Below are 13,422 nucleotides of genomic sequence, written 5' to 3'. Positions count from 1 at the left end.
GCTTTTGAGTGATTGGAGTGCAGGTAATAGCTGGGACTATTAGCAAAAATCAATCACTCAAAAGCCCAAGAAATTCAATAGCAGAAATGCTGTAAATTGGTTTGTGATGGGTATAGCTTCAGGTCATTTTTCTTTTGTCTTTAGCTGGGTGTGGCAAATTTTGAATTGATTCAATTCGTTAGGTGAAAAATGCATATAAAAGCAGTCAAAATCACAGTTAATGGCATCGTCCAAGGTGTGGGATTTAGACCATTTATCTATACGTTGGCTGTAAACAATGGCTTATTGGGCAGTGTGCAAAATACGCTTCACGGTGTTGAGATTATTCTACAAGCGACATATCAGGAAGCTGAGAATTTTTGCACATTGATGATGCAACAATTACCTAAACTTGCGCAAATTGAACATGTCAAAATGACTGAAGTCATCATCGATAAAGCATTTGATCACTTTAGTATTTTAGCCAGTAGTGATGGAAAGTCTCAAACTAAAATTCCAGCTGATACTGTGATTTGTGATGAATGTCTTGATGAGCTATTTGATTTAAATAGTCGCTATTATCTTTATCCTTTCATCAGTTGTACGTATTGTGGGCCACGCTTTAGTGTTACCGAGTCTTTGCCTTATGATCGAGTAACTACAACGTTTTCTGAGTTTCCATTGTGTGAGGATTGCTTAAGTGTCTATCGCGATCCGTTAGATCGGCGTTATCATGCGCAAACAACGGCGTGTTGTGCGTGTGGTCCCAAATTATCGCATGAATTTTCTGATATGGTGCAAACAATTAAAGAGGGTAATGTTTTAGCATTAAAAACACATACGGGTTTTAAATTGGTCGTTGATGCTAAAAGTAAAGCCGCAATCACGCACTTAAGACAACGCAAAAAAAGACCGTTTAAACCCTTTGCCTTAATGGCATTAAATCAAGTCAGCATTGAAAAGTATGTGCAGTGTAATCAACAAGAAAGTGCGCTATTAAACTCAACTGCCCGCCCCATTGTGTTGTTACAAAAGAAAACAACGGCTCAGTTGCCTGAGATACTCGCACCTGATCTTAATGAGCTTGGTGTGATGCTAGCAAGTTCTGCCGTTGATTATTTGCTTTTTTATTATCTATTAGGTGAGCCTAAAGAGCATGATTGGTTGCATCAGGCAAATGATCTGTTACTGGTGGTGACAAGTGCTAATTTATCCGGTGGTAGCATTATTGCCGATAATAACCAAGCACATCACTTACTGGCACCAATTGCCGATATGATTGTGAGTGATAATAGAAAAATTGCGATGCAAAGTGATGATAGTGTCATGCGTGTGGTTTTAGACAAATCCATGATGATTCGTCGCGCGCGCGGGTTTGTGCCATTAACAATTAAGCTTAATGGCGAGTTGCCTTGTGTCTTTGCAACGGGCGCTTTGCTGAAAAACACCTTTTGTTTTATCAATCACAATGAAGCCTATCTATCACAATATATTGGCGATATGGATAGTGTCGATAGTATCGACTACTTTGAAAAAGCTTTTCATCACTACCAAGACTTATTCGGTTTGCGCTTTAATGCAGTGGCATGTGATTTGCATCCTGATTTATATACGACAGAGTTTGCTGAGCGCTTAAACTTACCACTTGTTCGTGTGCAGCATCATGAGGCGCATATTGCTGCAGCAGTTGCAGAATATGCATTAAAAGGTCAGATGTTAGCAATTGTACTGGATGGTTTTGGTTTGGGTGAGGATGGTATAGCACGTGGGGGTGAGCTTTATCATTGTGATATTGAAGCACTTAAGTTTACACGAGTGTCAGCGCTTCAATCGATGTCTTATTTAGGTGGCGACCGTGTGCAAAAGGAGCCATGGCGCATGGCATTGAGCTTGTGTGTTGACTTGGGGTTAAAGGTACCAAAGCATTTATTAGCAAATGAAAAAGTGCCAAGTTTCTTACAGTTACTTGAGAAAAATAAAGAAAAGCTACCACACACGACAAGTATGGGGCGCCTATTTGATGGCATAGCAAGTTTGTTAGATATCTGTCACGACAATACCTTTGAAGCGGAAGCCGCGATGAAACTTGAAGCATTAGTTAATCTGCCTATGGTCGATGAAAGTTTAATTGATATAAACAATAGCCAGCTGGATGTATCACAATTGATCGCGCGAGTAGTGACTATGCCAAAAGATAAGGGAAGTGAATTATTTCATGGCACTCTGGTTTATGCTTTGGCCTTATGGGCGTATGATCATGCGCTAAAGACAGACGTTACTCAAGTGATATTAACAGGTGGATGTTTTCAAAATAAAGTGCTGTTGACTGGGGTCACTCAATATTTGGAAACATTTGGCATAGAGGCGATTGTGCCGCAAAAAATTCCCGTAAATGATGGTGGGATTAGTTTAGGGCAAGCATGGCTTGCTGCGAATAAGTTTAATAAAGGGGGAAAAGTATGTGCTTAGCAATTCCGGCACAGATTATAGCGCTTAATGGTGAAGACCAAGCGCTTGTTAACATAGGTGGCGTGCGTAAAGAAATTTCTTTGGCATTGTTAAAGGATAAAGTTGATATCAATGATTATGTCATTGTGCATGTTGGCTTTGCATTAAGTAAGTTAGATGAGGTACAAGCCAAACAAACCTTAAAAGATTTTTCAGAGATGCTGCAACAAGACCGAGGTGAACTATGAACTATATTGAGGTTTTTCGTAATCCACAGGTTGCTAAGGCGTTAATTGCTGAGATTAACAATAGTGTGCAAAGTGGGCGAAAATATCATTTGATGGAGTTTTGTGGCGGCCACACGCATGCGATTCATCGTTATGGTATTACAGGGCTTTTACCAGCTGAAATTAAGATGATTCATGGCCCTGGGTGTCCAGTTTGTGTTTTACCTGTGGCACGTGTTGATCAGGCAATTTATCTTGCATCACAGCAAAATGTGATTTTTTGCAGTTACGCTGATATGTTGCGAGTACCTGGCACAAACCAAGATAGTTTGCTTAAAGCCAAAGCGCGCGGTGCGGATGTACGCATGATTTACTCAAGCGAAGATGCGTTACAATTAGCCCAACAGAATCCAGACAAAAAAGTGATCTTTTTTGCCATTGGCTTTGAGACCACGACACCACCAACAGCCGTTGCATTAGATAAAGCATTAAAGCTAGGCTTAGATAACTTCTTTGTGTTTTGTAATCATGTATTAACACCGATTGCGATGGAGGCTATCTTATCCGATGAAGTGAAAATCGATGGGTTTATTGGACCTTCACATGTCAGTATTGTGATTGGTAGTGATGCCTATCACGATGTGGCAACGCGTTTTGATAAACCGGTGGTGATCGCCGGCTTTGAGCCTTTAGATGTATTGCAATCTATTTTGATGCTAGTACAGATGATTAATCGCAATGAAGTCGGTGTTGAAAATCAATATACACGTGCGGTGACCCCTCAAGGAAACACCTTTGCACAACAATTAATTTCTGAGTATTTAGCATTGCGAGAAACCTTTGAATGGCGAGGATTAGGCTTTATTCCAAAAAGTGCATTAAAGATTAAGCCGCAATACGCACAGTTTGATGCTGAGATGAACTTTGATATTCCACAAGTCAAAGGTCAAGAGCATAAGGCATGCGCATGCCCTGATATCTTGCGTGGGGTTAAAGAGCCTATAGATTGTAAACTCTTTGGTGTTGCCTGCACACCGGAACAACCGATGGGGGCATGCATGGTTTCTTCTGAAGGCGCGTGTGCGGCGCATTACCAATACCAAGGAGTGACGGCATGAGCATTAAATTGAATTTCAAATCCGGTGTGGTGGATCTGGCGATGGGTGCCGGTGGCAAAGCGATGAATCGCTTGATTGATCAATTGATGAAAAAAGCTTTTGATAATGAGTATTTATGTCAAGGAGAGGATCAGGCGACATTACCGAATCTCAATGGCAAAATCGCGATGACGACGGATAGTTATGTGATTACTCCGTATTTTTTCCCAGGAGGCAATATTGGCAGTTTAGCGGTTTATGGTACGGTCAATGATCTGGCGGTTGGTGGGGTTAAGCCACTTTTTCTGTCTGTTGGTTTTATCTTAGAAGAAGGCTTGCTACTGAGTGATTTAAAAGTGATTGTTGAGTCAATGGCAGAAGCAGCTAAAGCCTCTCATGTTCAATTAGTGACGGGTGACACCAAAGTGGTTGAGAAAGGCAAAGGCGATGGTATTTTTATTAATACCACAGGAATAGGCGTTGTTATTGATGATTTTGTGACACATGAACCTTTAGCAATGGGTGATTGTATTATTATCAATGGTGCGATTGCTGAGCATGGTGTTGCTGTGATGTCTAAGCGACAAGGTTTAAGCTTTGATTGTGATGTCCAAAGTGATGCTGTTAATTTAAACCACTTGCTTGAGAAATTACACAAAGCAGGCTGTCATATCAAAACAATGCGTGATCCAACGCGAGGAGGTGTCGCGGCGACCTTAAATGAATGGGCGCACCAATATCAAGTGGGTATTACCATTGATGAAAGTGCTTTAGTTGTCAATGAGGATGTGCGCTCAGCCTGTGAGTTATTGGGGCTTGATCCACTGTTTATTGCCAATGAAGGTAAGGTTTTGATTGTCTGCAATGAAAACGAAGTTGACAAAGTATTAACGTGTTTACAACAAGATGAATTAGCTAAAAATGCCAGTGTAGTTGCTAAGATTGATAAGGTAGGCAATGCATCGGTCAATATGCAAACAAGCTTTGGTGGACTTAGACGAGTTGACTGGCTAAGTGGCGAACAACTACCAAGAATTTGCTAAGTATAAGGAGGAAGAATGAGTCAATTTTATTTTTTAGCGCATGAGTGTCTAGATGATTTAATTAATGCCTTAAAGGCACAAGGTTTTGCGGTAAAAGCGCCAACCGTAGATGATCATGCAATTGTGTATGATGATATTGAAAGAGCAGCTGAGTTACCGTGGGGCTATGTTGATGAGCAAAAACCTGCGCATTATCACGTCAAAAAAACCGATCAAAACAAAGCCTTTGCGTGGAGTCTGCCAGTGCAATCGGTAAAACCGATGTTGTTTAAAGAAAAAGAAGCGTTATGGCAAGTCAAGCGTGATGACAGTGGCAAGCTGACATTTGAGCAGGCGCTAAGTAAACAAAAATATGCCGTTTTGGGTGTCCGACCTTGCGATTTGCGCGCGATTGAAATACAAGATCGTGTGTTTATCGAAAATGCGTATCAAGACGTGCGTTATAAGGCGCGACGTGAAGCAATGTTTATTATTGCTGCTAATTGTACTACTTGTCACAGTAATTGTTTTTGTATTAGTTTGGGAGATAGTCCCTATGCTGATAAAGGCTTTGAGTGGGCAATGACGGAAATCCATGGTGGCTTTGTTGTTGAATCCGGCAGTGATAAGGGTAGGTCGCTTATTGAGCAGTTGCAATTGAATCCAGCAACGGGCGCGCAAACCTATGAAGCCGAACAAAAGGTCAAAGCAGTATACGCTATGCAGGAAAAAACGATTCCACCGCTAGATAAAGTTGAAAAGGCGCTGTTTGAAAACCTAGATCATCCACAGTGGGATGATGTTGCTAAGCGTTGTTTATCTTGTGGCAGTTGCACACAGTCTTGCCCGACGTGCTTTTGTCATACGGAAAAAGAAGAACCTGATTTGCAAGGGCAGACAAGTACGCATTTGCGTGAATGGGATTCATGCTTTGGTCTAGATCATAGTTACACACATGGTGAGTTGTATCGGCAGGAGCCTAAACACCGCTATCGTCAGTGGTTAACACATAAATTCTCTACTTGGCGCGAGCAGTTTAGAACCAAGGGCTGTGTTGGTTGCGGACGATGTATCACATGGTGTCCGGTGAGTATTGATGTCACGGATGAAATAAATATTATCTGTCAGGAGAAGCAGGCGAAACAGAAAAATCAGGAGAAAAAAGCATGATTTATCCACAAGATGCTTATTTGCCACATGAGGCTGAAATTATTGAGTTTATTGAAGATGCGCCAGATATTTTTACCCTGCGTTTACGTTTATGTGATGCAGATTTACGCCAGAAATATAGCTTTAAACCTGGACAGTTTAATATGATTTATCTTTATGGTGTTGGTGAGGTGGCAATATCCATTGTGAATGATCGGAAGTTTAACCATGATGTTTTTGAACATACGATTCAAGTGGTTGGACGCATCACACAAGGTATGCATCAATTAAAACAAGGTCAAAAGGTCGGTATTCGTGGACCTTTTGGCAGCAGTTGGCCAGTGGAAGAGGGGCGCGGCAAAGATGTTGTAATTATGACGGGAGGGCTAGGTAATGCACCATTGGTTGCAGCAACTGAAGCAATGCTAAAAAACCGCGAAGATTATGGTCGCATTTATGTGGTGCAAGGGGTGCGTCACAGTGAAGGACTCATTTATCAGGATAAATACACGCGTTGGAACAATATACCAAACACACAAGTCATTATAACAGCAACTGAAGGTGAGCCATTTGGTCCATGGCAATGGTATAAAGGCTTTGTCACTGAGGCGGTTAAAGATCTTAAGCTAGATTATCAAAACACTTATGTGATGAGTGTGGGTCCTGAGATTATGATGAAAAATGTCGCACGTAGCTTTATTGATATTGGTGTGCCAGAGCATCAGGTCTTTGTGTCATTAGAGCGCAGCATGAAGTGTGCTATTGGGCATTGTGGACATTGCCAAATGGGTAAAGAATTTGTCTGCAAAGATGGTGCCGTTTATGCTTATCCACAAGTTGAAAAGCTCTTATCAATCAAGGGGGTGTAAGATGTCACATGAGAGTAAATTAAAAAATTTAAGTAATAAACCCACATTAGCAGTGCATAAGTTTAGCTCATGTGATGGCTGCCAATTGGCGTTTATTAATGACGGGATTCGTTTGCTTAAATTATCGCAATTGGTAGAGATCAAGCACTTTGCTGAAGCCGGTCCCGTTGATGAAGATGCCAAAGTGGATATTGCTATCATTGAAGGAAGTATTAATACCAAACACGATGTCCATCGCATTCAGAAGATTCGTGAAAATAGCAAATACCTTATTACAATGGGTGCATGTGCGACAACAGGCGGTATTCAAGCATTAAGAAACAATATCGATCGTAACCAATTTGAAGGTTGGATGAAGGATATTTATCCGCAACATACTGATGTGATTGACAAAATGGAGTTAGATACTGCCAAACCAATTGAGGATTATGTTAGCGTTGATTTTGAGATCAGAGGATGTCCGGTTAGTTCTGAGCAGATGTATCATGCGGTTCGCCAACTGTTATTTAAAGTCGAGCCAGAAAAGGTCGTTGAACCGGTGTGTACATCCTGCAAACACCGCGGAATTACCTGTGTGATGGTTGCACATAATGAACCTTGCTTGGGCCCTGTAACGGCGAATGGCTGTGATGCGCTTTGTCCACATATTAATCGTGGATGTTATGGTTGTTATGGTGCGGCAAAATATGCCAATTTTGACGTGATGACGGCAAAGCTCAAATCAATGGGCTTGACCGATGAGCAGATCGCGCATAAATATCATTTTATCAATAATCAGCAACAAGGTTTTAAGCAGGCTGGAGATAACGCATGAGTAACGAAATAAATACGGCCAATAATGCCAAAACAACAAAAATAGAAGTGCCTATTCTGGCGCGTGTGGAAGGTGAAGGTGCGCTTGATTTGGAGATTAACAACAATGAAATCACCAAGTGTCATGTGCGTATTTATGAACCGCCTCGCTACTTTGAGAAATTCTTAGAAGGGCGAGAACCCAATGAAATCATTGATGCGGTAGCACGCATTTGTGGTATTTGCCCGATGGCATATCAAATGAGTGTAGTGACTTTGATGGAGAAAGCTTTTGAGGTAGAGGTGACTCCTTGGATACATGCAATGCGTCGGGTGATGTATTTAGGTGAGTGGATTGAGTCACATTATTTGCATACGCATATCTTAGCTGCTCCAGATTTTCTGAAATACCATTCAGCGATTGAAATGGCAAAAGACTTTCCTAATGAAGTCAAACGTGGTGTTAAGTTGCAGCATTTAGGTAATGATATTTTGTCACTATTTGGTGGCAGGTCTGTGCATCCTGGGGCGATTAAAGTTGGTGGTTTTTATCGAGCCCCTAAGCCAAAAGAGATCAAAGCACTCATTCCACGCCTGCAAGAAGCGTTAAAAGATGCCAAAGATATTGTTACGTGGTTTGCTCAATTACCCTATCCTGATGTATGTTTTGATGAAGTATTGCAAGTGGCATTAACCGATGTCAGTGGGCAGTACCCGGTAATTGCCGAGCATGTTGTAACCAATAAAGGGGAGCGTTTTCCGATTGAAGAATGGGATGAGCATTTCTATGAGTTTCATGCACCACAATCAACGGCACTTCATTCAACACGTGATGGACAGCCCTATCTAACAACGCCGTTGACGCGCTTAAATTTGAATTTTGACAAATTACCCAAAGAGGTTCAAGCACTTGCTAATAGTACGGGTATTTCGTTTCCAAGTAATAATATCTTTCATAGTATTTTGGCGCGATCGATTGAGTGCTATTACGCCATTGGTGAGATACTGCGTATATTTGAAGCTTATGAATACCCTGAAAAACCTTATGTTGATGTCACCTTTAAGGCAGGCAAAGCATGGGGTGCGACAGAAGCACCACGTGGCATTCAGATTGATTATTTTGAGTTTGATGATAAAGGGTGTGCAACAAAAATTCGCATTACGCCGCCCACTGCGCAAAACTTAGCTTGTATGGAGGCTGATTTGAAGCAATCATTGACTAAGTTTGGGTTGGATAAATCCGATGATGAATTAAGACAACATGCCGAAATGGTGATTCGTAATTACGATCCATGCATTTCATGTTCAGCGCACTTTTTGACATTGAATATTGAGCGTTTATGAGGTTGTTATGCATAGAAGATTCTTTCGTGGGTTTATACTCATAAGTTTGTTGCTGTGGGCGATATTTGCACTTGCTTTTTATCAGCATTTAAGTTTGCTTGGCATTGTTTTTGTCGCTTTCATGTTAGGCCTGAGGCATGGCTTTGACGTCGATCATATCGTGGCAATTGATAATGTAACACGTCAATTAGCACAACAAGGCAAACCCAGTGTGACAACTGGTCTCTTCTTTGCCTTAGGGCATTCAAGTGTTGTATTTTTACTGACTTTACTGGTTATTTTAGGGGTGAGTTTGAGTAAGGCAGAGAGCCTTGGCATCATTGGTATTGGGGCTGTGATTGGATCGGTTGTGTCAATTGCCTTTTTGTGGCTTACCGGAGGCATGAATTTATTATCACTGTATAAGCTCATCAAACATCAACAAAACACACATACACATTCGCCCTTAACACGTTGGTTTAAGCCTTTGTTTAAAATGGTGGATAAACCTTATAAAATGTATCCGGTTGGTTTTTTATTTGGTCTTGGTTTTGATACAGCAACTGAAATCGCTCTTTTGGGATTAGCGGCAACAGCATCATTAAGTGGCGAATCGATCTGGTTAATTTTGGCATTGCCAATCGCCTTTGCACTTGGTATGACTTGGGTTGATTCGTTAGATGCATTATTAATGACAAGGCTTATCAATACTCAGAAAATAAATGATCAGATCTTTCGTCGCTACAATATTGCGATACTATTGATCGTGATCAGTGCGTCGTTTATTGTCGGATTTATTCAGTTATTTGGATTATTTGATCTTGATGTCTATGGTGCGATCGGTTTTGTCAGTGATCACTCGCCATGGTTTGGTGGTGGCTTAGTGTTGTTGCTATTGGGTATATTTTTAGCATTGATATTTAAGCGACAAGTGCTGATGGGCAGAGCATTAACAGAGAATACTAAGTGATTATTTTAAAAACTCATTAAGCTGGTGTTGTATCGTTTGAATCCTTGCAATTAGTTGCTTAAAATTTAAGCATTGTCAGGCAGCATACCACTGTTTTGCATATCTACATAATCGGCACATAATTGGTCAAGAATTTCTCCTGTGGGAACGAGTTGAATGTTTGCACGTAGGCAGTCGTCATAATTTGAGAATGACGTTTTATAGAAAGTTTTCTTAATACGTATGACTTCATGCAATAAATCCTTGGTCAGTTTATTAACTGGGTGATAGTGAGAAATTTTTTCTATGTCATACCAGTGACGAGAGATTTTTTGATAACTCTGTTTTAATGACTTTCTGTTGCATTCACTATGGGCAAGTGTGATTTTCTCCCAGTAAGTTCTTTCTGACGAAAGTACAGTAATGTTATTGCAAGTGGGTAAGTCTAATCCGGTAGTGATTTCAGCAATATAAGGTCGAATAGTGTGATTTTGACTTGGTGTTGTTGCGTTACGCCCGCCAAACTCTAAAAGAATATATTCTTTCAAATAGTTATTGGAATGATTTGAATGATTGACTACAGATGGGTAGTAAATCGAGACACACTCAGGATTATCTGGTTGTATTTCAATCTCTAAGTGATTTAATGCGAGTTGATCAAGTTCATTAATGAGGTGGGGTACAACCTTCAAACGTACATGCTCAGCAACTTGCTGCTTAAGATAATCTGAAAACTTATCGATTTGACGTTTTGAAGGGGTAGAGTTAGGGTCAAATGGATCAAACTTCTTATTCTTAGGGTTAGGAAAGTCTGTAAAATATTGGTAATTTATGGTTATGTCAATATCTTCTGAAAATCTGTCGATCATGCCATATATTTTTGAGAGTGAAGTTCCGCCTTTGAATGCCATATTATGATTGGGCATTGAAAATAAAAGTTTGAGTATCAAGCAGATCCATATGTCCTTTTCCAAGATGATTTCACTTTTGGTAAAATGATGGGATGCTGCTTGCAAAATTTCCCTTTTTTCATGATCAGAAAGATCGAAATAGTTCTCAGACATTTAAGCATTTTCCTTTATGTATTTAGATAAAGCCGAATTTATCCATTGGGGCTTTTCTGCTTTAATGAGTTGATTAAATTCATTATGGCTTAGCTGAGTATGAATTTTTTTGATGATGTCATTTGTTATTTGATCTGTGCCAAGATGCCATAGTGCCGATAAGGCTAAGCCAACGTTCGTCCCAGCATGAACGAGCTTTCTTTTGTCATTGGTATGTATCAGCTTCACTTTGATGTTGCCTAATCTGAGTTCTCTAGATGCTCCACTTGTATAGTAAACTTTTGATAAAGGCACTTGAGTGCTGATTCTAAAGTGTCTTAACGCTTCAGCGCCATGCACTTGAATGCTTTCACCCCTTGCCGTGAGTTTAGATTGCAAGATTTGTTCTACACTAGGGCGAACTGAACCAATAAATCTATTGTGAGCGGGTCTAATGTATACGCCTCTGGCAATTCGCTCAACGATACCTGCTTTAGATAGTCGAGACATGTTTTTATCTATTGTACTTCTTGATCCCAAATTAACAAATTGTTCACTCGTAAAAGGTGTTCCTTTTTCTATTTTATTTACTTTGTCAACAAGAGACTGAGCTAAAGATTTCATTCCAAATACCTCGTGATCAAACATCTTTAATTTATGTCTGAAAAAATAGCATTTTTTCAGACATATTGCAAAGTATCACATAGAAGGTATTTTGCAGGTGATTCTTTCAAATCCTTGGTAATCCTTTAATACACTTCGGTCAATTCAATTATTGTGACGTAATTATGGCATTTTGCGTTTTAATTAAACCTTTTGCTGCTTCCAAGTCATCGTGACTTTAAGACCCAAGGTATGATCGTTTTCAAAAATAATGGTGCCACCGGTGAGACTCACTAGTTCATGAACGATCGCCAAGCCTAGGCCATAGTGTTTATTAGCATCCATGTTATTCTCAGAGAATCCTAGTTGCGTGATTTTACTTAGTTTATTATGAGAAACCCCTTGTCCATGATCAATGATGATCAGTTCAATAAGTTGCTTGGTTTGAGTTAAGCTAATATCGACTCTATCGGCAAAACGAAAGGCATTATCAAGAATATTGGTCAAAATACGGTTATAGACTTGTGCCGAGCCATAGACAATGGTGTCAGGTGTTTCCGTGTAATCAATGCGATGGCCCATATCGGCGTAGTTGTCTTGTAGTGTCAATAACATTAGGTTTAGGTCAATTTTTTTGCGCTGCTGTAAATGTAAGTTAGACAGTGATAAAAAGCTTTGTACCACCTCATTGATGTGATCAATATCTGCCATGCTTTTTATCGCATCCTTATTACCTTTTAACTCCAGTTGCTCTAGACGAAAACGCATGCGCGTTAACGGTGTTTTGATATCATGAGATATCGATGACATTAACTGTGCGCGTGTACGTGTCAAATTATGGATGCGCAACTTCATTTGTTCAAATAATGCTTTAGGTCCTGAGATAAGTCCAATATAAATGGAAGTATGTTGGGGAAGCCCCAATTCGACCAACATATGCTGACTCAGTTCAGTCAGTCGATACAAGCGCAGTAGTAACCAACAGGCAAATATCAACAAGAGAACAATCAGTAAGATGATGGCAAATTCAGCGGTAAATAAAGAGAAAAAATAATGATAGTTTTTGACGGCATGGATGTTAAGCCATAAATTTTTATGAATAAAAACCGAGAATTTATGAATAGTGTCTTGGTGTTTAAGTATTTTGTTCTCAAGATCTGGCGCATTCTTGATGGTGTAGTCTGGGTGAAATTGTGGTGTGCTAGATAAAGCCATTTGCAACTCAATGCGTTGGATTTGGACATCAGAAAAGTGTTTGCTATCAAAGGTTTGAATAAAATTATTCAACGCTTCATCTTCACCATATTTGACAATTTTAGCGATCTCCCACGCAATTTTATGATGTAGTTCCGCGTGAATATCTTCATTGATTTGGCGATATGCGCTTATAAAAAGATAGCTGATGGCGATAAAGCTTAAACAAAAAAAAGATAAAATACACAATAGATTGAGATGTTTTTTCATGTTGACCAATATTTGAAGTTAATGATAATAAAATGTCGTTGATTCGAGCCCTAAAAGCAAGGGAATCAATCAAAGATTTTTGTGCTGAAGTGAAATCTCGATTTTTAATCAATGCAAAGCAGGAATAAACTTAGAAACAAGTCGAATAAGGATGCTGACGACGACTAAGCCGTATAGCCAAGTAAACTTAGTGTTCATATCCTTTCGAAACTCGTGGAGCTCAGATCTAAGGGCTTTAATTTCAGATATGACATCCTTGATTTCAGAGTTAACACCTTTGTCTGTATTCATAATAAAGACCTTAGATTTATTCTTAGTGTGCCCAATTCTACCATCAAAATAGCGAAAACAGAACACCTAAACACGGCTGTCCCATCTAAAATATGTTGACTTTTGCTAAATTTATCTTTGAAGTTGTTAGCAAAGGAATCTACTGTATTAGCTATGACTCAGGAAA

General features: G+C 39.8%; 12 protein-coding genes. 9 read left to right on the top strand and 3 right to left on the bottom strand.

Going from position 1 to position 13,422, the window contains the following annotated elements; genetic code table 11:
• The first annotated feature begins 189 nt into the window (after window positions 1-189).
• Genes hypF through ACTS4L_RS01895 form a run of 9 tightly spaced genes read left to right on the top strand, consistent with a single transcriptional unit; the run spans window position 190 to window position 9,876 of the window.
• Window positions 190-2,448 carry a carbamoyltransferase HypF gene (gene hypF, locus ACTS4L_RS01935; RefSeq protein ID WP_440617676.1) on the top strand — a complete coding sequence of 753 codons (2,259 nt, stop codon included), beginning with the start codon at window positions 190-192 and terminating at the stop codon, window positions 2,446-2,448.
• A complete protein-coding gene (locus ACTS4L_RS01930) occupies window positions 2,439-2,675 on the top strand; it encodes a HypC/HybG/HupF family hydrogenase formation chaperone (protein ID WP_440617677.1) in 237 nt (78 codons plus the stop codon). The genes hypF and ACTS4L_RS01930 overlap by 10 nt, the downstream gene beginning before the upstream one ends.
• A complete protein-coding gene (hypD, locus tag ACTS4L_RS01925) occupies window positions 2,672-3,772 on the top strand; it encodes a hydrogenase formation protein HypD (RefSeq protein WP_440617678.1) in 1,101 nt (366 codons plus the stop codon). The genes ACTS4L_RS01930 and hypD overlap by 4 nt, the downstream gene beginning before the upstream one ends.
• Window positions 3,769-4,794, top strand: coding sequence for a hydrogenase expression/formation protein HypE (gene hypE, locus ACTS4L_RS01920; protein ID WP_440617679.1), 1,026 nt, complete (start codon window positions 3,769-3,771; stop codon window positions 4,792-4,794). Before hypD ends, hypE begins: the two co-directional genes overlap by 4 nt.
• Window positions 4,795-4,809: 15 nt before the next feature.
• The gene (locus tag ACTS4L_RS01915; RefSeq protein WP_440617680.1) at window positions 4,810-5,943 is read left to right on the top strand and encodes a 4Fe-4S dicluster domain-containing protein; all 1,134 of its coding nucleotides are present in this window, start codon (window positions 4,810-4,812) and stop codon (window positions 5,941-5,943) included.
• Window positions 5,940-6,791: an FAD/NAD(P)-binding protein gene (locus ACTS4L_RS01910; protein ID WP_440617681.1), complete on the top strand. Its 852-nt coding sequence runs from the start codon at window positions 5,940-5,942 to the stop codon at window positions 6,789-6,791. Before ACTS4L_RS01915 ends, ACTS4L_RS01910 begins: the two co-directional genes overlap by 4 nt.
• Window position 6,792: 1 nt before the next feature.
• On the top strand, window positions 6,793-7,605 hold the full coding sequence (locus ACTS4L_RS01905; protein WP_440617682.1) for a sulfhydrogenase subunit delta: 813 nt from the start codon (window positions 6,793-6,795) through the stop codon (window positions 7,603-7,605).
• Window positions 7,602-8,927, top strand: a complete 1,326-nt coding sequence (locus ACTS4L_RS01900; RefSeq protein ID WP_440617683.1) for a Ni/Fe hydrogenase subunit alpha — start codon at window positions 7,602-7,604, stop codon at window positions 8,925-8,927. The genes ACTS4L_RS01905 and ACTS4L_RS01900 overlap by 4 nt, the downstream gene beginning before the upstream one ends.
• 7 nt (window positions 8,928-8,934) lie before the next feature.
• On the top strand, window positions 8,935-9,876 hold the full coding sequence (locus ACTS4L_RS01895; RefSeq protein WP_440617684.1) for a HoxN/HupN/NixA family nickel/cobalt transporter: 942 nt from the start codon (window positions 8,935-8,937) through the stop codon (window positions 9,874-9,876).
• A 65-nt stretch (window positions 9,877-9,941) separates the two neighbouring features.
• On the opposite strand, the gene ACTS4L_RS01890 is transcribed toward ACTS4L_RS01895, so the two are convergent.
• The 3 genes from ACTS4L_RS01890 to ACTS4L_RS01880 all read right to left on the bottom strand — a co-directional run bounded on the left by ACTS4L_RS01890 (window position 9,942) and on the right by ACTS4L_RS01880 (window position 12,965).
• Entirely contained in the window at window positions 9,942-10,919 is a 978-nt protein-coding gene (locus ACTS4L_RS01890; RefSeq protein ID WP_440617685.1) for a nucleotidyl transferase AbiEii/AbiGii toxin family protein, read from the bottom strand.
• Window positions 10,920-11,546 (bottom strand): DUF6088 family protein, encoded by a 627-nt coding sequence (locus ACTS4L_RS01885; protein WP_440651653.1) that lies wholly within the window; start codon window positions 11,544-11,546, stop codon window positions 10,920-10,922.
• Between the two features lie 159 nt (window positions 11,547-11,705).
• Window positions 11,706-12,965 (bottom strand): sensor histidine kinase, encoded by a 1,260-nt coding sequence (locus ACTS4L_RS01880; RefSeq protein ID WP_440617687.1) that lies wholly within the window; start codon window positions 12,963-12,965, stop codon window positions 11,706-11,708.
• Between the last annotated feature and the right edge of the window lie 457 nt (window positions 12,966-13,422).

This window comes from Cysteiniphilum sp. 19S12-1, assembly GCF_052030685.1.
GTDB lineage: Bacteria > Pseudomonadota > Gammaproteobacteria > Francisellales > Francisellaceae > Caedibacter.
Note: the sequence above shows the minus strand (reverse complement) of the source record. Positions and strands in the feature narration are given on the sequence as shown.